The following is a 19,682-nucleotide window of genomic DNA, read 5'->3' as shown; positions in this document are numbered from 1 at the left end:
CGTCATGATAAGCGTGGCGCGAAGCATCCTCGTGGCGGTCACGGCGCTACCGGGGGTCGCGACGGCGACCGTTGCCTGGGCCGGGACGGTCACCCCCATGGGGAACGTCCAGGCGCTGACGCACATCGACCAGATGATCGGCATCGTCGGGAGGGGCAACTTCGACGAGGGACCGACGTCGGGGTACGTGCCGAATGACGTCTATGCGGCGCAGGGGCTGATCTGGCGGACCGGTCAGCTCAACCAGATCCTGCCAGGCTGCACCACGCCCGGGGCTGGTCAAACGCCGACGTACAGCGACGGCTTCAAGCAGTACTTCCCGAATCCGGGTGGCGGGGGTTCGCAGATCGGTCAGCACGCCCTCCTCTCGCACATCGCCCGCTTCAGCGTCACGATCACCCAGGTCGGGCTCACGGCCAGCTCGGCCGGGCCGCAGTACCTCACCATCTGGCGCGCGGACGGCACGATGATCGGCCAGGTCACCTGGGCCTCCAGCGGGGACTCGTCGTTCATCGGGATCGACTCGCTCGGGGTGCCGATCGCCATGGTCACCTACGGCAACGACAACCTGTGGGGTGGGCAGGCCTACGACATCGGCGGAACCACGATCATGAGCGACTCGTGGATCTGGGCCTCGGGGCGGTGCTCGTCCAACGCCGAGTGTGACGACGGCAATCCATGCACCACCGACACGTGCGTCAATGACACCTGCGTCCGCAGCAACAACAACCTGAGCTGCAACGACGGCAATGCCTGCACCGAGAACGATGCGTGCGTGAATGGCGCTTGCGTGCCCGGCGCGCCCAAGACGTGCCCGGCCATCGATGCCTGTCACGACGTCGGCACCTGCAATCCCTCGAACGGGATGTGCTCCACGCCGAATCGACCGAATGGCACCCCGTGCACCGACAGCAATGCCTGCACGCAGACCGATACTTGCCAGAACGGAGTCTGCACCGGCTCGAATCCCGTGGTCTGTCCACCCCCGGCGGTCTGCCATCTCCAGGGCACATGCAGTCCGGCGACGGGTGCCTGCGCTTCACCGCCGGCGCCTGATGGAAGCGCCTGCACCGATGGCAATGCCTGCACCGAGACCGATACCTGTCAGGCAGGGATCTGCACGGGCAACAACCCCCTGATGTGCGCGCCCATCAACGATTGCCATCAGCAGGGAGCGTGCGATCTCGCCACCGGCGACTGCACGCCCATCCCGAAACCCGACGGCGCATCCTGCAACGACGGCAATGCCTGCACCCAGGGTGACCAGTGCAACGCCGGCACCTGCACCTCGGGAAACCCGGTGCAATGCCCGCCGCCCGACGAGTGCCACGAGCAAGGCGCGTGTGATCCTGCTTCCGGGGCGTGCAACCATCCCCTGCGGCCGAACGGCTCGCCCTGCAGCAGTGGGGGTGTTTGCCAGAATGGTACCTGCGCCACCGCCGATCGCGACCACGACGGCATCGCCGACGCCGTCGACAACTGCCCCGACGTCTACAACCCGAGCCAGGCCGATCTCGATGGCGACGGCATCGGTGACGCTTGCGACGACGACATCGACGGCGACGGGATCCCCAACGCCAGCGACAACTGTCCGCGCACGCCCAATCCCTCGCAGGAGGACGTCAACGGCGATGGCGTCGGCGACGCCTGCTCGTGCAATGATCCGCCGCGCCCCGATGGCTCGCCTTGCGACGATGGGCAGGCCTGCACCGCCGTCGACATCTGCCAGAGCGGCGTCTGCGTCGGCACCCAGCCCGTCGTCTGCGCGCCGTCCCAGAACGTCTGCCAAGTGATGGCCTGCTATCCCACCACCGGCGAGTGCGCCCCCTACTCCAACGAGGGCGCGCCTTGTCCGGGTGGGGTCTGCATCGCGGGTGGTTGCCTCGTCGAGGGCAGCAGCTCGGGCGGGGGCGGCGGCAGCACCACGGGCGCCGGCGGCAACGGGAACGGCGGCGGCACGCCTTCGAGCGGCTCCGGCGCGGGCAGTGGCGCGGGTGCGGGAACTCCGGGCAACGGCCAGGGGGGCAACGGCGCAACGCCCACCGAGCCCAGCCTCCACGGCGGCGGCTTCACCTGCGCGGCCAGCCCCTCCACCAGCGGGCACCCCTCGAGTCCCTGGTTGCTCTGCGGTCTGGCGCTGCTGGTCGCGCACGGTAGGCGCCGTCAGGAGCGTCGGTCGTGATCTGGCCGAGGAGCCGGCATGAGCCAGGCGCGGTGGCCGCACGAGCTCGACGGCATCCCCGGTACCACGTCCTGGCGGCGTCTCCCCGACGGCACGTGAGCCTGGATACCGCAGCACGGTGTCGGCCCCGCCACGTGCGGGCGTCGCGCCGAAGCGGCCGTGACGGCGCCCACAGCGCGCAGGGCGACAAGGAGCCCCAGGGGCGACACGGGAGGGGGTAACCTGGCAGGATGAGAAGAGTGACGCGGCGCCTCCTCGCGGCGGCGGTGGCACTGCCGGGGATCGCTACGGTCAGCACTGCCTGGGCAGGTACGGTCAGTGCCGTGGGGAGCGTCCAGGCGCTGACCCACATCGACCAGATGGTCGACGTCATCGGGAAGGGCAACTTCGACGAGGGTCCGACCTCGGGGAGCGTGCCGGCGGACGTCTACGCGGCCCAGGGGCTGATCTGGCAGGCCGGCTCGTTCGGCACCATCCTGCCGGGCTGCGTCTCGCAAGGTCAGGCGTCGCTCCCCGCGTACACGCCCCCCGGCGGCATGTTCCCGAACCCGGCCAATGGAGGCACGCAGGTCGGCAACGTGGGCATGCATTCCCACGTGGCGAGGTTCAACAGGCCCGTGACCCAGGTGGGCCTGACCGCAGGGATGAACGGGCAGCAATACCTGGCGGTGTGGGGGACCAACGGGGCGCTGATCGGTCAGGTCACCTGGATCCCGGACTCCCATCCACCGTCGTCGTTCGTGGGGATCGACTCGCTCGGGGTCCCGATCGCCATGGTCGCCTGGGGCAACGACAATGTCTGGAACAACGAGTTTTACGAACTCTCGGGCAGCACCATCTACAGCGACTCGTGGGTCTGGGCGTCGGGCCGGTGCACCTCGGCCGCCGAATGCAACGACGGCAACCCGTGCACCACCGACACGTGCGTCAACAATGTCTGCGTCCGCAGCAACAACGACCTCCAGTGCAATGACGGCAATGCCTGCACCGAGAACGACAGGTGCGTGAACGGCACCTGCACGCCCGGTGCGCTCAAGACCTGCCCGGCCATCGATGCGTGCCACGACGTCGGCACCTGCAATCCGGCGAACGGGATGTGCTCGACGCCGAACCGGCCGAATGGCACCGCGTGCAACGACAGCAATGCCTGCACGCAGACCGATATCTGCCAGAACGGGGTCTGCACCGGCGCGAATCCCGTGGTCTGTCCACCCCCGGCGACCTGTCACCTCCAGGGTACGTGCGATCCCGCCACGGGCACCTGCGCCTCACCGCCCGCGCCCGATGGCAGCGCCTGCTCCGAAGGCAATGGCTGCACCGAGACCGACACCTGTCAGGCCGGGACCTGCACGAGCAGCAACCCGCAGGTGTGCGCACCCATCAACGATTGCCACCAGCAAGGGGCATGCGATCTCGTCACCGGTGACTGCATCCCCGCCCCACTTCCCGACGGCTCGTCCTGCAACGACGGCAACGCCTGCACCCAGGGCGACCAGTGCAACGCCGGCACCTGCACCTCGGGAAATCCGGTGCAATGCCCTCCACCCGACGAATGCCACGAGCAAGGGGCGTGCAATCCCACCACGGGGACGTGCAACCACCCCGCACGGCCGAACGGTTCGCCCTGCGGTGGTGGGGGAGTTTGCCAGAACGGGACCTGCGCGATTGCCGATCGCGATCGCGACGGCATCGCCGACGCCATCGACAACTGCCCCGACGTCTACAACCCGAGCCAGGCCGATCTCGATGGCGACGGCATCGGTGACGCTTGCGACGACGACATCGACGGCGACGGGATCCCCAACGCCAGCGACAACTGTCCGCGCACGCCCAACCCCTCGCAGGAGGACGTCAACGGCGATGGCGTCGGCGACGCCTGCTCTTGTAACGATCCGCCGCGCCCCGACGGCTCGCCTTGCGACGATGGGCAGGCCTGCACCGCCGTCGACATCTGTCAGAGCGGCGTCTGTGTCGGCACCCAGCCCGTCGTCTGCGCGCCGTCCCAGAACGTCTGCCAGGTGATGGCCTGCTACCCCACCACCGGCGAGTGCGCCCCCTACTCCAACGAGGGCGCGCCTTGTCCGGGTGGGGTCTGCATCGCCGGTGGCTGCCTCGTCGAGGGCAGCTCGGGCGAGGGCGGCGCCACCACCGGGGGTGGCGGCAGCGGCAACGGGGGCGGCGCGCCTTCGGGCGGCTCCGGCGCTGGCAACGGCGTTGGCGCGGGCACCCCGGGCAGCGGCAACGCGGGCAACGGCGCAACGCCCACCGAGCCCAGCCTCCACGGCGGTGGCTTCACCTGCGCGGCCGCGAGCCACGAGGGCGCTGACTCCCGCGGCGCGCTTGGGTTCCTGGGAGGCCTCCCGCTCTTGCTCGCCTTCCGCAGACGCCGCCGGGGTTGAGCCACGCCAGGCGAGGTCGAGAATCGTCGGGCGCGGTGGCCGCGCGGAAGGGTTCCGCAGGCTGCGCCGCACCGCGCCACGACGAAGCGACGTCGCCTCGGGAAAGCCATCCACCGCGAAGGCCAGAGCGTCCACGAGGTCCCGTAGGTGGGCTCGGGAGGTTCCTGTAGGCGGGTGCGGGAGGTGGCCGAAACTTGCGGAAAGCGTACGGATTTGGGTGGTTGTGGGCGCTTGGGTGGGGGCATCGTGCCGGACGGTGTCAGGGCAGGGTGAGAGCGAGGGGAGGCCGTCCCAGAGGACGACTGACCCGAGAGGCCGCGAGCGAACCGGATGACGTACAGAGGGGATGTGGAGCCCGCGGGCGCTGAGGCTCGGGGTCTGGAGCGGATGTTCCCGGGGCGTGGAGAGATGGCCGCGCTGATGCGCAAGCTCGACTGGTCGTCGACGCCGGTCGGGCCCGTGGAGCGGTGGCCTCAGAGCTTGCGGACGGCGGTGAGCATCTGCCTCGCGTCGCGCTTTCCGATCGAGCTGTGGTGGGGGCCGGAGTACGCGCGCTTCTACAACGATGCGTACCGGCCCATCCTGGGGGCGAGCAAGCACCCGCAGTTCCTGGGTCGACCCGGGAAGGAGTGCTGGAGCGAACTATGGGACGTGATCGGGCCCATGCTCGACGCAGTCCGCACCACCGGCGAGGCGACGTGGTCCGAGGACATGCCGCTCATGATGACCCGCAACGGGTACCTGGAGGAGACGTACATCACGTTCTCGTACAGCCCGGTCCTCGATGAAGACGGGAGCATCGGGGGAATTTTCTGTGCCTGCTCGGAGACGACGGAGCGGGTGCTGGGGGAGCAGCGGCTGGTGGTGCTGCGCGAGCTGGGCGCGCACGTGGGCGAGGCCCAGAGCGTGGAGGAGGCTGGGCGTATCGCGCTGGAGACGCTGGGGCGGCACATGGCGACGGTGCCGTTCGCGCTGCTGTACACGCTCGACGAGCAGGGAGAAGAGGCCCAGCTCGCGGGGACGGCGGGGTTGCCACCGGATCACGCCATCGCCCAGGGGGTGGTGCGGCTGGGTGAGGAGGGCAACGGGGTGCGGCTGGGTGAGGCGGCGCGGTCCCGCAAGCTGGTCGTGGAAGAGGACCTGGTGGCACGGTTCGGGGCGCTGCCGGGAGGGACCTGGCCAGAGTCGTCGACGACGGCCGTCGTCCTCCCGCTCGCGCGCGCGGGTCAGGAGCGACTCGCAGGGATGCTCGTGGTCGGGGTGAATCCTCGGCGCCGGCTCGACGACGACTACGTGGCGTTCTTCGATCTGGTGGGGAACCAGGTGACGAGCGCGCTCGCGAACGCGCGGACCCGCTCGGAGGAGCGGCGTCGGGCGGAGGCCCTGGCCGCACTCGATCAGGCGAAGACGCTGTTCTTCAGCAACATCAGCCACGAGCTGCGCACGCCGCTGACATTGATCCTGGGGCCCACCGAGGACGCGCTCGCGTCGTCCAGCGGGGCGCTCGAGGGCGAGCCGCTGCGGGCAGTGCACCGGAACACGCTCCGGCTGCTGAAACTCGTCAACGCGCTGCTGGATTTCTCGCGGATCGAGTCGGGGCGCGCGCAAGCGAGCTACGAACCGACGGATCTTCCGTCGCTCACGGCAGAGCTTGCGAGCACCTTCCGCTCCGCGATCGAGCGGGCGGGGATGACGCTGGACGTGACGTGCCAGCCGCTCTCGGAGCCCGTCTACGTCGACCGGGAGATGTGGGAGAAGATCGTCCTCAACCTGCTGTCGAACGCCTTCAAGTTCACGTTCGAAGGGGGGATCTCGGTGGGAGTCCACGTGGAGGGAGACCACGTGGAGCTCGCCGTGCGCGATACGGGGACGGGGATCCCGGAGCAGGAGATGGCGCACCTGTTCAAGCGGTTCCACCGCGTCCAGGGAGCGCGGTCACGAAGCTTCGAGGGCTCGGGGATCGGGCTGGCGCTCGTACACGAGCTGGTGCGGATGCACGGGGGAACGATCCGCGCGGAGAGCGTGGTGGATGAGGGGACGACGTTCACGGTGTCCATCCCGCGAGGCGTCGCGCACCTGCCCGCCGAGAAGATCGGCGCGAGGCGGTCGGCGTCGCCGATGGCGACAGCCTCCGTCCCGCAGTTCGTGGAGGAGGCGCAGCGGTGGGTGGTGGAGGCGCCCACCGATGCGCCACTGGAGCCGGGCGAGGGGCGGCTGGCGCGGATCCTGGTCGCCGACGACAACGCCGACATGCGCGAGTACGTGACCCGGCTGCTGGGGTCGCGGTTCACGGTGGAGGCGGTGAGCCACGGGGCCGCTGCGCTCGCGTCCGCGCGGGCGCGTGTGCCGGATCTGGTGCTGACCGACGTGATGATGCCCGAACTCGATGGCTTCGGGCTGCTGCGCGCGCTGCGCGAGGAGCCGCGCACGCGGGCCGTGCCCGTGGTGATGCTGTCGGCGCGCGCCGGCGACGAGGCGCGGGTGGAGGGGATCGAGGCAGGAGCGAACGACTACCTGTCGAAGCCCTTCTCGGCCAGGGAGCTGGTGGCGCGCGTCACGACCCAGCTCGAGCTGTCCCGGGCGCGTGCAGCCAGCGAGCGCGCACGGGCGAGGCTCCAGGCGATGCTGATGCAGGCGCCAATCGCGGTGACGATCCTGGGGGGGCCGAACCTCGTGGTGGAGCTGGCGAACCCCCGCTACGAGCGGATGGTCGGGCGGAAAATCGAGACGGGAAAGACGTTCCGCGAGGCGTTCCCGGAGCTGCCCGACGACGATCCGCTCTTCAACCTGCTCGCGCGCATCTATACGACCGGAGAGGCGTTCTCCGCCGACGAGTACCACGTCCGGATCGACCGCAATGGCGATGGGGTCGTCGAGAATGCGTACTTCCTCTTCACCACGCAGCCGCTGCGCGACGAGCTGGGCGAGGTGACGGCACTGGTGACGGTGGCGGTCGACGTGACGGAGCAGGTGCGCGCGCGTCAGCGGGTGGAGGAGCTCGCCGAGCAGCTCCGCCAGAGCGAGGAACTCTTCCGTGTCTCGCAGGAGGTGTCGCCGATCGCGTTCTCGTACCACCGCATCGTGCGGGACGAGCACGGCGCGGTCGTGGACTTCGCACGGCGTTACCAGAACGAGGCGGCGTCACGCATCAACCGACTCCCGGCGGGACACCTCATTCAGGAGATGAGCCTGCTCGCGTCGTTCCCCGGTCTGCGGGAGAGCGGGCTCTGGGATCACTATCGCGGCGTCGCCGAGACGGGCGTGGGCTGGCAGGACGAGAAGTATTACGGGGGCGAGCACTTCGACACGTGGTTCCGGCTGGTGTGCGTCCGCCCGAACCCCGACTCGATCGCCATGATCTTCGAGGACATCACCGACCGGAAGCGGGTGGAGCACGCGCTCCTCCTGCTGTCGGACGCGAGCGTGGCGCTGTCGGCGCCGCTCGGCGCCCGGGAGAGGCTGCGGGAGCTGTCGCGGCGGGTGGTGCAGCGCTTCGCCGACTTCTGCGTGATCGATCTGCGGGAGCGGGACGGCTCGCTGCGCAGGATCGAGGTGGCCCACGGGCGGCCCGGGGACGAGGCGCTGGCCGAGCGGCTGCTGCAGACGTCGCCGGAGATCGATCACCCGGACCACCCGCGCTCGCAGGTGCTGGTCACGGGGCGCTCGTTCCACGTCGCGGGGATGACCGAGGAGATGGCGCTGGCCCTCGGGACGAGCGAGGAGCACCGCGCGCTCAAGCGGGCGCTCGCGCCGCGCTCGATGATCGTGGTGCCCATGGCGGCGCGCGGAAACACGCTGGGCCTGATCACGTTCATCTCCACGTCACGCTCGCTGCGATCGCTGGACGTGGAAGACGTGGCGCTTGCCGAGGAGCTGGGACACCGCGCGGCCGTGGCGGTGGACAACGCGCGGCTGTTCCGGGAGACGCAAGACGCGGCGCGGGAGCGGGAGGCGATCCTCGGACAGATCGCGGACGGGGTGATCGTCGTCGACCGGCTGGGGCGCGTGCAGTTCGCGAACGAGGCCGCGCGCCGCCTGCACGGGGAGCTGTCGCTCGGCGTGCCAGTCGGCGGCGGGCGCAGCACGTACGAGATCTTCACCCGGGAAGGACCGCCCTACGCGCTGGTGGAGCTGCCGCTGTCGCGGGCGGTGCTGGAGAACGAGACGGTGCTCGACACGGAGATGCGGATCCGACGCGCCGACGGGAGCGAGGTGATCACGGTGGGGAGCGCGCTGCCGTTGCGCGGGGAGGCAGGCGAGAAGCTCGGGGCGGTGATGACGCTGCGCGACACCACCGATCGGACACGCGCGGAGCGGGAGCGGGAGCGGCTGATCACGGCGCTGGAGCGAAGCAACCGGGAGCTGGATCAGTTCGCGTACGTGGCGTCGCACGATCTGAAGGCGCCGCTCCGGGGCATCGCCAACCTGTCGCAGTGGATCGAGGAGGATCTCGCCGACCGGATGACGGAGGAGGCGCAGGAGCACATGCGCCTCCTCCGGGGGCGCGTCCACCGGCTGGAGGCGCTGATCGAGGGGATCCTGGGCTACTCGCGCGCAGGAAGGATGCGCGACAAGATCGAGGTCGTCGACGTCGGGCGCCTGCTCGGCGAGATCATAGAGCTGCTGGCCCCGGCCCGAGGCCGCATCGCGGTGGGCCCCGAGATGCCGACGCTGAGATGCGAGCGAGTGCCGCTGCAGCAGGTGTTCATGAACCTGATCGGCAATGCGCTGAAGTACGCACAGCGGGACGATGCGCTGGTGCGCGTGGAGGTGGAGGACGAAGGCACCTCGTTCAGGTTCTCGGTGAGCGACAACGGTCCAGGAATCGCGCCGCAGTACCACGAGCGCATCTGGGGCATCTTCCAGACGCTGGAGGCGCGCGACAAGGTCGAGGGAACCGGCATCGGGCTCTCCGTCGTGCAGAAGATCGTCGAGACACGGGGCGGGCGGGTGTGGGTGGAGTCGGCGCTGGGCAGCGGCGCAGCCTTCCATTTCACGTGGCTCAAGCAACCGAAGACGCCGCATTGAGGAGGAACCAATGCAGGGCATGTGCAGCCAGGCTGGACAGCACGCACGACGAGCGCGGCAATTCGATCGGGCATTTCTGGAAGAGATGAGAAATACCTGCCAGCTTGAGGTCACCAGAGCGGCGGTGTACCAACGCGCCTTGCAGCTCGGCCCAGGTTGGCGCGCCGTCATGTCCTCGCGATGGTCGCGATGGAGGCGGACCCCTTCGCCCCTGCCCCACCCGAGTCAGAACCATGAGCGAGCGCCTGTTGAACATCTTGCTGATCGAGGACGACGAGGTCGACGTGATGAACGTCCAGAGGGCGTTCAAGCGGAACAAGATCTCGAACCCGCTATGGATCGCCGGCAATGGCCTCGAGGGGCTGGAAGTGCTGCGCGGGGACCAGATGCCCAAGGAGCGACGGCTCGTCCTGCTCGATCTCAACATGCCGAAGATGAACGGCATCGAGTTCCTCCGCGCGCTGCGCGCGGACCCGGAGCTCGCCTCGACGTCGGTCGTGGTGCTGACGACGTCGAACGACGATCGCGACAAGGTGGAGGCGTACAACCTCAACGTCGCTGGCTACCTCTTGAAGCCCGTCACCTTCATCAGCTTCGTGGAGCTGATGGCGGCGCTGAACAAGTACTGGACGCTCGTGGAACTGCCCTGACCGATTGATGGAAACGCCCGACCCACTGCAGATTCTGGTCGTCGACGACGACGACGTCGATCGGCTCGCCGTGCTGCGGACCCTGCGCAAAGCAGGAATCGAGGCGGCGGTGGTGGAGGCGGCGGGCGCGTCGGAGGCATTCGCCGCCCTGAGGGGGCGCTCGTTCGACTGCGTGCTGCTCGATTACCGACTGCCCGGGACCGACGGCCTGGAGGTGCTCCAGGAGGTGCGCGGTGCCGGGGACGACACGCCCATCGTGATGCTGACCGGGCAAGGCGACGAGCAGACGGCGGTCGACATCATGAAGGCCGGCGCGGCCGACTACATCTCGAAGGCGTCGCTGTCGCCAGAGCGGCTCGGCCAGAGCCTGCGGCACGCGGTGCGGGTGTCGCGCGCCGAGCGCGAGACGGCCACCGCGCAGCAGGCGCTGGAGCGGCACGCACAGAAGCTCCGAGAGCTGACGGAGGCGTCGCTCTCGCTGCACGGCGCTGCGTCGCTGGAGGCGATCCTGGTCTCGCTCGTGGAGCGCGCGCGGACCCTGGTGGGGACACAGCAGGCAGCGGTGGGGCTGCTCCCGCTGGGCGTCTCCTCGGCCGCCGACGGGGGGCGGGTCGCCGCGTGGTCGGCGCCGGCGCCGATCGGGGGCGAGGTGTCGATCCCCCCCGCGTTCCACGAGCTCATCCTCGAGGCAGGGGGGCCCGTGCGCATGACGCGGCAGCAGCTCGAGGCGCACCCCCTCGCCCCCGAGCTGCTCGGAGGCGTCGACGTCTCCGTCGCCGAGGGGGTGGCGATCGTGCCGCTCGTGGGGCAGGACGGGCACGATCTGGGCTTGCTCCTCCTGACGGACAAGCAGAGAGGCACGCTCGATGCGCAGGACGAGGCGCTCCTCGTGCAGCTCGCGCGGATGGCCTCGATCGCGATCGAGAACCGGCTGCTCGTGGATCTGCTGGAACGCGAGCGTCAGCGCGCCGAGGAGGCGAACAACGCCAAGGACGAGTTCCTGGCCATCGTGTCCCACGAACTCAGGACGCCGCTCAACGCGATCATGGGCTGGATCCGGATGCTGCACACCGGGATGCTCCCGCCGGAGAAGCGCACCCGCGCGCTGGAGGCGGTGGATCGCAACGCGCGGGCGCAAGCGCAGCTCGTCGAGGACCTGCTGGACGTGTCGCGGGTCATCTCCGGCAAGCTCCGGCTCGACGTGCGCTCGATGGATCTGCGGAGGGCGGTGGAGGGGGCGCTCGACGTGGTGCGGCCGTCGCTCGACGCGAAGAGCCTCCAGCTCTCGGTACACATCGACGACGAGGTTCCTGAGATCCAGGGGGATCCCGATCGGCTGCAGCAGGTGGTGTGGAACCTGCTGACGAACGCGGCGAAGTTCACGCCAGCGAGCGGCGCGATCCAGGTGCGGGTCTCGACCTGCCCGGAGGCGGTGATGCTGCAGGTGGTGGACTCCGGGCGCGGGATCGCCGCGGAGTTCTTGCCCCATGTGTTCGAGCGCTTCCGCCAGGCGGATGGGTCGGCAACGCGCGCGCATGGCGGCCTGGGGCTCGGTCTGTCGATCGTGCGGCACATCGTCGAGCTGCACGGGGGGACCATCCGCGCCGAGAGCGCCGGCGAGGGAGCCGGAGCGACGTTCACGGTGACCCTGCCATTGCGACGCCCCGAGGCGCCCTCATCACCCCTCGTGCGGTCGTCGGATCCGGCACCGCCGAACCTGCCGACCAGCGCGCTCATCGCCGGGCTGCATGTGCTGCTCGCCGAGGACGACGTCGACGCGCGGGAGATCATGCTGGCGGTGTTCACGCAGAACGGCGCCCGCGTGACCGCCGTGGCGACGGCGGCCGAGGCGCTGAGAGCGCTGGAAATCGAGCGCTACGATCTCTTGATGAGCGACATCGGGATGCCTGGCGCCGATGGCTATAGCCTGATGCGCCGGGTGCGCACCCTCGCGCCAGAGCGAGGTGGACGCACGCCAGCGGTGGCGCTCACGGCGTTTGCAGGGATCGACGACCGGCGACGTGCGCGCGCCGCCGGCTTCGACGCCTACCTCACGAAGCCCGTGGACACGCTGGAACTCGTCGCGCTGGTGGCGAAGCTCGCAAAGCCGAGAGCCTGACGCCGCGGGTCGCTCGCCGAGCGCTCCCCGTTCAGCCGTTCGGCTCGGGCTTGGGGGGCGTCCAGGCGGTGTTGATCTTCTCGCCTTCCTCGAAGCCGAAGTGGATGGCGATCTGCTGCATCATGAGCCGCTGCCCCTCGGCGCTGGCGAGGTCCCACCGGTAGGTGTTGATGTAGCGGACCGACTCCTTGAGCCACTCGTCCCAGGCCTCCTTGGAGATCTCTTCGTAGATGCGCTTGCCCAGCTCGTTCTTGAACGGCGGCCGGGTCAGGCCAGGGAGGAGCTTGCCGAGTTTGCGGCACTCGACCATGCGAGGTTCAGTCATGGGTCTGGGTTCCTACTAGCACGGCCCATGGGGCCGGGAACGGGAATGTGGGCAGGTTGTGGGCCTCGCGCCAGGGGAGCGCTCGCCTCCCCCGCGGGGCTCAAAATTTCGGCACGAGGAGCTGGAACAGGCGCACGTTGCTGTAGGCCTGCTTGAAGGCCTCGGCGAGGGCGTTGCCGGCCTTGGCCACACGATCGAGCTCCTCCGGGGTCAGCTCGACCTGGATGGCGACCTGGCTCGTCCCGGGTGGCACGGAGACGCGCGCGCGCTTGGCCACGTCGGAGAGCAAGGGGCCGACGTCGGTGCCCGGGATGGCGCCGAGGACGGCAGCGTCGGCCTTCTTCTCGTCGAGCAGCTTGCGCAGCTCCTCGGCCGAGGCCGGGTTAATGGTCTCGACGAGGACCTTCACCACCAGGCCCCCCTTGGTGTCCAGGCCGACGGTGACCGCGCGCGGCCCGCTGGATCCCGCGAGGACCTCGCGGACGCTGGGCTTGTCGGAGCTGATCTGGATCGTGCCGAGGACGGGATACTCCCAGCCCACGGCGTCGAGACGCTCGGAGAACTGCGGCTGCTCATCGAGGGTGTCGTTCGCCGCGGAGGCGTCGATGCTGGCCCGGATCGCGGCCTCGTCGCCGTAGAGGAGGAAGGAGCCGTCGCGTACGGCGAGGGCGTCCTCACCGCCGCGGACCATGTACTTCACGCCCTTGTACTCGGCCTCGACGTACTTCGACTCCTTGAGGCGATCGGTCACGCGCGCCTCGCTGAAGCGACCCCGGGCGACCGTGAGCGACGGAGCGATGGCGATCTTGTCGATGTCGAACCAGAGGTCGATGCCGGTGATCTTCTTGATCTCGTCGCGCGTGCGCGTGAGGTAGGTGCGGGCGGCGCCCTCCTCGTGGCCCAGGGCAGCCGGATCCAGCCGGTGGGTGTCGATGAGAACCACGCCGGTGGTGGTGGCAGGAAAATGGTCGAGCAAGCCCACCGGGCCCGGAAAGGTGGCTGCGCGGAGGTGCGCGATCCCGTACCCCACGAGGCCGGTTTGCACGACCACCACGAGGGCCAGCAAGAAGCCCCCGAGCAGGATGAGCTTGGTCCGGGTCTTCCCCTTCTTCTTTGCCGTCTTCGTCGCTGCGGTCGAAATGGTGTTGTCCGGCATGGTGCACTCTCCCCCAGAGATGTCGGGTCGTCGTGAGGTCACCGTCCACGCTGGCCGGGCCCTGCGTCGCTCTCCGCGCTGAAATACCAGGGGAGATTCCCCGGCGAAAGGCGAGGGCACGGGCATGGCACCGGCCCGTTCGTACGCCGGGCCTTTCGTCCTTTCGTCAGAGGCCGAGGGCAGATAAAACCGGGGGCGAGGTGTCCCAGCCGTCGTCGCCCGACTCTGAGGCCGAGCGCCGCCCCGCACCCGTGCCCGGCGGCTCCGCCGGATCTCCAGATCTCGCTCCGCAGGCTTCGAGCGCGGCGCAAGGTGGGCTGCCGCTCTCCATCGGCCGCTACCGGGTGCTGCGGGTGCTCGGCGAGGGAGCGATGGGCCGCGTCCTCCTGGCGCACGATCCCGTGCTCGATCGCGAGGTGGCGCTGAAGCACCTGCGCGACGATCTGCGCATCCCGCGCGATGTGCGTGATGGCCTGGTGATCCGGATGCGGCACGAGGCCCGGGCCGCGGCCCGGGTCACGCACCCGAACATCGTGACGTTGCACGACATGGGCGAGGACCCGGGCCTCGGCATGTACCTCGTGTTCGAGTACGTGGAGGGGCCGACGCTGAAGGAGCGCCTGTACGATGGTCCTCTCTCGCCGCAGCAGGCCGCTCGCCTCGCCCGCGAGCTGGGCGAAGCCCTGACGCTCGCCCACAAGGCCGGCGTCGTGCACCGCGACGTGAAACCGGAGAACATCATCCTCGCCAGCACCGGAGGAAAGGTGGCCGACTTCGGGATCGCCCGGATCCCCGACTCCACGCTGACGCACCAGGGTGGGCTGATGGGCACGCCAGCGTACAGCGCGCCGGAGACGTTCAAGGCCGGCAGGTTCTCACCCGCGAGCGACCAGTTCTCGCTCGCCGCCGTGATGTACGAGGCCACCTCGGGCGAGCGCGCCTTTCCTGGCGACGACGCGGTGACGGTGACCGCGCGCATCGCGCACGAGTCGCCCGAGGCCGTGGGAAAGCAGCTCGGGTGCCCTGCCCTCGACGATGTGCTCGCCCGGGGGCTGGCCAAGCGGCCCGAGGATCGCTACCCGAGCTGCGAGGCATTCGGTCATGCGCTCGCCCTCGCGCTGGAGGGAGTCCCAGGGTTCCGCGCGCAGGGTTTTCCGGCGGCCGCGCCCTCATCCCCCGGCCAGGGCTCGGATCCGAGGCTGGCTGCGTTTCCCGGAGGGCGCGAGGCGATGCCGTCGGGTCTGGTCGACACCGGCTCCTCCGGGCTGCGGACGGACAGCTCGTTCCCCCAGCGCGATCGCAAACTGGGCCAGGTGATCCTCGGTGGCGCGGTGATCGTGGTGACGGCGATGCTGCTGCTCCGGACCGCCCTGCGCTCGGTCGACGGGAGCGACGCCTCGCCCGCCGCGGAAGAGACGAGCGCGACGGTGGCGACGGCGAGCACGGCGCCCACGGTGCAAGCGCGACCGCCCTCCCCCACCAAGGTGACGCGTCCCAGGGTCGATCCCGCCACGTCCACGGGAGGGCGACCGTCGACGGACGCCGAGCTGGACGCGGGGGTCCCCCCCGATGCCCAGGGAAGCGCGACCGGAAGCGAGGACGGGACGGAAGCGGCCGGAGAGAACGACGCGCCCACGCCGCCGCCGGACCCGGCATCGAGCGTCGACGCGACGGGGGGCGATGTCCCCTCGGATCTCGTGGAACGACGCTGAAGCGCGGAGCAGCGCGGCTCACGCACGCCACCCCTCCCCTTCGGTGGGACCTCGTCCAGCGGGACCTCGTCCAGCGGGACCTCGTCCAGCAGCGGGACCTCGTGCGGTGCGGAAGCGCCGCCTTTTGTCGCCCTGTCATTGCGGGGTCCGTCTAGCATCCGTCGCATGTTGCGGGAGATGTGTGCTGCTGCGGCAGCGGGCTTGACGCTGGTCCTGCTCACCGAGGGGACGGCGGGAGCAGCCCCCGTGCGGGTCATCGAGGGGGAGCAGCTCCTCCGCGGAGAGCACCTGTTCTCAGAACTCGTCGTGCGGCCGAATGGCATCCTGCGGGTGGCGCGGGACGGGGTGAATCCGGGCACCTTGCACATCCGGGCGGGCCGGATCGTGGTCGAGGCCGGCGGGAGCATCGACGCGACCAGTGCGGGGTATCCAGGGGCCGACGCAGCCGATGGCGCCGCCCCTACCGGGACCGCCTCCGGTGGACGGCGCCAGGCCACCCCCGGCGGACCTGGCTCGGGTGGCGGCAGCGCGGGCGCAGGCGCCGCCGGGGTGACCCTGCTGTGCGCCCCGTTCGGCGGCGTCCCCGGTGGCTCGAGCTACGCGGATCCGGTGAGCGCGCTCTGGCCAGGCAGCGCGGGCGGCGCGTCCTTCCCCCTGACGACCACCGGGCCCTCGCGCGGAGGGCATGGCGGCGGCTTCATCCGGCTGGAAGCGGCGGAGATCCAGATCGATGGCCTGGTGGCAGCGCGCGGAGGCGATGGCCTCAACGTGCTGGAGCTCGGCTCGGGTGGTGGCGCCGGTGGCGCAGTCGAGATCATCGCCGTCGAACTCTCGGGTGGCGGGGTGATCTCGGTCCGCGGAGGTCGAGGAGGCACCGGGAGCAGCTCCCACGGCGGTGGCGGTGGCGGTGGCGTGGTGGTCCTCAGGACACAGGACCCGCTGCAAGCGGTCCCCGCCGTCGAACTTCACGGAGGCGAGAGCGGCCCTTGCTCGGGCGCAGTCGGTGGCCAGGGGGTGCTGTTCCGGGATGCGCTGGAGGCGTGCCTCGATGTCGACGGCGATGGCCACGGCGCGATGCTCTGCGGCGGAGACGACTGTGACGACGGCAACCCGAACATCTCACCGGACGCTGCGGATGATCGGTGTGACGGGGTGGACGACGACTGCGATGGGATCCCGGATCAGGATCTGGCCAGCGACGCATGCCCCGACGACAGCCGCTGCGAAGCGGGCGTATGTGAGTCTCTCGGCGGAGAGGGCGGAGGGACGGATGGCGGACCTTCGGGATCACCAGCGCCCGAGCGCCTGGAGCTTCAGGGAGGCTGCGGCATCGGGTCGAGCGCAGGTTTTTCGCGAACCATGCGCAGTTCGGGCGTCGCAATGACGCTCAGCGCCATCGTCGTGGGAGCACTCGTCCACCGCAGGCGCATTGTCAGACGCACCAAAGTCTCCTAAACCGGGCCCTGGAGGCCCATGACGACGTTGGATACGAGCGACGAGCTGCACCTCAAGCTCTACCGGCAGATGTTCCTCATCCGCCGGTTCGAGGAAGAAGCGGCAAGGGCATACGCGCAAGGCAAGATCGGCGGCTTCTTGCACCTGTACATCGGGCAAGAAGCGATCGCCGTGGGGGCCCATGCGGCGATGCGACACGACGACTACATGCTGACCACGTACCGCGATCACGGCCTGGCGCTGGCGCGCGGGATGACGGCGCGGTCAGCGATGGCCGAGCTGTTCGGCAAGGTCACTGGCTGCTCCAAGGGCCTGGGCGGCTCGATGCACTTCTTCGACCGCGAGCACAACATGCTCGGCGGCTACGGGATCGTCGGCGGTCACATCCCCATCGGGGTGGGCACGGCCTTCGCCTCGAAGTACCGGGACGAGGATCGCGTGTCGATGGTGTTCTTCGGCGAGGGGGCGGTGAGCATCGGCGACTTCCACGAGGGCATGTCGCTGGCCTCGCTGTGGCGACTGCCCGTCGTGTTCGTCTGCGAGAACAACGAGTACGCGATGGGAACGCCGCTCTCGCGGACGCTCAGCGTGGCAGACGTCTCGCAGAAGGCTCTCGGCTACGGGATGGCTCGCGAACGGTTTGCCGCCGAGAACGTCCTCCAGGTGCGCGATCGGCTCCACGCCGTCGTGGATCGGGTGCGGGAGACGCAGGAGCCGACGCTCGTGGAGATCCAGACCTACCGGTTCCGCGGCCACTCGATGAGCGATCCCGGGAAATACCGGACCAAGGACGAGCTGGACGAGCGCAAGCGGAAGGACGTGGTCCTGCGCTCCCGCCTCGAGCTGGAGGAGAAGGGACACGCAGAGGCGCTGGAGCGCCTCGAGAAAGAAGTCGAAGAAGAGATCGCCGACGCGATCCGCTTCGCCGACGAGAGCGAAGAGCCGGGGCCGGAGCTCCTGGCCTCCACCACGTACACGGGAGCGTTCGCGCGATGAGCACGCTGCGATATCGAGAGGCCGTTCGCGCGGCGATGATCGAGGAGATGGACCGCGACAGCCGGGTCTACCTCGTCGGCGAAGAGGTCGGGCACTACCAGGGCGCCTACAAGGTGAGCGAAGGGATGCTCGAGCGCTTCGGCCCGAAGCGGGTGATCGACGCCCCCATCACCGAGAGCGGGTTCACGGGGATCTCCATCGGGGCGGCCATGGTCGGCCTCCGGCCGATCGTCGAGTACATGACGTGGAATTTCTCCGCGGTCGCCTTCGATCAGATCCTCAACAACGCCGCCAAGATCCGGCAGATGTCGGGTGGGCAGTTCAGCGTCCCCATCGTGCTCCGGGCTCCGAATGCGTCGGCCCGGCAGGTCGGCTCGCAACACTCCCACGCGATGGAGCATCTCTATGCTCACGTGCCTGGCCTGAAGGTGCTGGCCCCCGCGACGCCTGCCGATGCGAAGGGCCTGCTGAAGACGGCCATCCGCGACGACGACCCGGTGCTGTTCATGGAGAGCGAGACGCTCTACAACGTGAAGGGTGAGGTATCGGACGATCCAGATCTCACCATCCCGATGGGCGTGGCGAAGGTGACCCGAGAGGGCAAGGACGTGACCATCGTGGCCTGGAGCCGCCTGGCGCATGTGGCCCTCCAGGCCGCGGAGGAGCTGGAGAAGCAAGGCATCAGCGCCGAGATCGTCGATCTGCGCTCGATCCGCCCCCTCGACGAGGAGACGATCGTGAAGAGCGTGCGGAAGACCCACAGGGCCGTCATCGCTTACGAGGGGTGGCCCTTCGGTGGCGTGGGCGCGGAGGTCTCGGACCGGATCCAGCGGCTCGCCTTCGACGATCTCGACGCACCCGTGCTTCGCGTGACGACGCTCGATTACCCGATGCCGTACAACGCAAAGCTCGAGCAGCACGTGATTCCGAACGTGCCGCGGATCCTCGAGGCCGTGAACCAGGTGCTCTACCGGAGCTGAAGGAGAGTCGGATGGCGAAGATCCTGGAGCTGCCGAAGCTGTCCCCGACCATGGAAGAGGGGCAGATCAGCGAATGGCACAAGAAGGAAGGGGACGAGGTCGCCGTCGACGACCTGCTCGCCGAAGTCGAAACCGACAAGGCGACGATGGAGTACCGCTCCTTCGATAAGGGGACCTTGCTGAAGATCCTGGTCCCAGCTGGCGACGTGGCCCAGCTGGGTCAGGCCGTGGCAATCCTTGGCGAGAAGGGCGAGGACATCTCCGAGCTCGTGGCCAAGGCAGGTGGTAAGGCCGACGAAGGGGGCGCCAAGAAGAAGGACGAGGCCAAGAAGGACGACTCCAAGAAGGAGAAAGCCAAGAAGGGCGACTCCAAGAAGGATGAGTCCGACGAGGACGAGACCGACGAGGACGAGGACGAGTCCGAAGACGAGGACGAGTCCGAAGACGAGTCTGACGAGGATGAGTCGGGCGAAGACGAGTCCGATGAAGACGAGTCCGATGAAGACGAGTCCGATGAAGACGAGTCCGACGAAGGCGAGTCTGACGAAGACGAGTCCGACGAAGACGAGTCCGACGAAGACGAGTCCGACGAGGATGCCGAGGAAGAGGCCTCAAAGAAGAAGGACGAGTCCAGGAAGGCCGCGCCCAAGAAGAAGGACGACGGCGGCAAGGACAAGTCC

Annotated in this window: 11 protein-coding genes and 2 pseudogenes; 10 read left to right on the top strand and 3 right to left on the bottom strand. The window is 69.1% G+C overall.

Annotated elements, in window-relative coordinates; all coding sequences use genetic code 11:
* Positions 1-13: 13 nt before the first annotated feature.
* The 5 genes from CMC5_RS46990 to CMC5_RS20355 all read left to right on the top strand — a co-directional run bounded on the left by CMC5_RS46990 (position 14) and on the right by CMC5_RS20355 (position 12,378).
* Positions 14-2,182, top strand: a complete 2,169-nt coding sequence (locus CMC5_RS46990) for a thrombospondin type 3 repeat-containing protein (RefSeq protein WP_050431981.1) — start codon at positions 14-16, stop codon at positions 2,180-2,182.
* Between the two features lie 239 nt (positions 2,183-2,421).
* A complete protein-coding gene (locus CMC5_RS47710; protein WP_050431980.1) occupies positions 2,422-4,581 on the top strand; it encodes a thrombospondin type 3 repeat-containing protein in 2,160 nt (719 codons plus the stop codon).
* 330 nt (positions 4,582-4,911) lie between these two features.
* Positions 4,912-9,609, top strand: coding sequence for an ATP-binding protein (locus CMC5_RS46980; protein ID WP_082362643.1), 4,698 nt, complete (start codon positions 4,912-4,914; stop codon positions 9,607-9,609).
* A 233-nt stretch (positions 9,610-9,842) separates the two neighbouring features.
* Positions 9,843-10,259, top strand: coding sequence for a response regulator (locus CMC5_RS20360; protein WP_050431978.1), 417 nt, complete (start codon positions 9,843-9,845; stop codon positions 10,257-10,259).
* A 7-nt stretch (positions 10,260-10,266) separates the two neighbouring features.
* A complete protein-coding gene (locus CMC5_RS20355; protein ID WP_050431977.1) occupies positions 10,267-12,378 on the top strand; it encodes a hybrid sensor histidine kinase/response regulator in 2,112 nt (703 codons plus the stop codon).
* 31 nt (positions 12,379-12,409) lie between these two features.
* On the opposite strand, the gene CMC5_RS20350 is transcribed toward CMC5_RS20355, so the two are convergent.
* Both CMC5_RS20350 and CMC5_RS20345 read right to left on the bottom strand, forming a co-directional pair.
* The gene (locus CMC5_RS20350; RefSeq protein ID WP_050431976.1) at positions 12,410-12,703 is read right to left on the bottom strand and encodes an oxidative damage protection protein; all 294 of its coding nucleotides are present in this window, start codon (positions 12,701-12,703) and stop codon (positions 12,410-12,412) included.
* Between the two features lie 100 nt (positions 12,704-12,803).
* Positions 12,804-13,859, bottom strand: a complete 1,056-nt coding sequence (locus CMC5_RS20345; protein WP_050431975.1) for a hypothetical protein — start codon at positions 13,857-13,859, stop codon at positions 12,804-12,806.
* 200 nt (positions 13,860-14,059) lie between these two features.
* Here CMC5_RS20345 and CMC5_RS20340 point away from each other — a divergent pair, with 200 nt between their 5' ends.
* The 5 genes and pseudogenes from CMC5_RS20340 to CMC5_RS49205 form a co-directional block, all read left to right on the top strand.
* Positions 14,060-15,571, top strand: coding sequence for a serine/threonine-protein kinase (locus CMC5_RS20340; protein ID WP_050431974.1), 1,512 nt, complete (start codon positions 14,060-14,062; stop codon positions 15,569-15,571).
* 165 nt (positions 15,572-15,736) lie between these two features.
* The gene (locus CMC5_RS48585) at positions 15,737-17,026 is read left to right on the top strand and encodes a MopE-related protein (RefSeq protein ID WP_082362642.1); all 1,290 of its coding nucleotides are present in this window, start codon (positions 15,737-15,739) and stop codon (positions 17,024-17,026) included.
* A gap of 18 nt (positions 17,027-17,044) precedes the next feature.
* On the top strand, positions 17,045-18,022 hold the full coding sequence (gene pdhA / locus CMC5_RS20330) for a pyruvate dehydrogenase (acetyl-transferring) E1 component subunit alpha (protein WP_050431972.1): 978 nt from the start codon (positions 17,045-17,047) through the stop codon (positions 18,020-18,022).
* Positions 18,019-19,002: a pyruvate dehydrogenase complex E1 component subunit beta gene (locus CMC5_RS20325; RefSeq protein ID WP_050431971.1), complete on the top strand. Its 984-nt coding sequence runs from the start codon at positions 18,019-18,021 to the stop codon at positions 19,000-19,002. Before pdhA ends, CMC5_RS20325 begins: the two co-directional genes overlap by 4 nt.
* A gap of 11 nt (positions 19,003-19,013) precedes the next feature.
* Positions 19,014-19,229: pseudogene (locus CMC5_RS49205) on the top strand (biotin/lipoyl-containing protein); the annotation flags it as partial.
* 295 nt (positions 19,230-19,524) lie between these two features.
* On the opposite strand, the pseudogene CMC5_RS49200 reads toward CMC5_RS49205, so the two are convergent.
* A pseudogene (locus CMC5_RS49200) lies at positions 19,525-19,617 on the bottom strand (hypothetical protein); the annotation flags it as partial.
* Positions 19,618-19,682: the final 65 nt, after the last annotated feature.

The sequence above is a fragment of the Chondromyces crocatus genome (assembly GCF_001189295.1).
Lineage (GTDB): Bacteria > Myxococcota_A > Polyangia > Polyangiales > Polyangiaceae > Chondromyces > Chondromyces crocatus.
The sequence above is the reverse complement of the archived record's forward strand: the minus strand, read 5'-3'. Positions and strand labels throughout refer to the sequence as shown.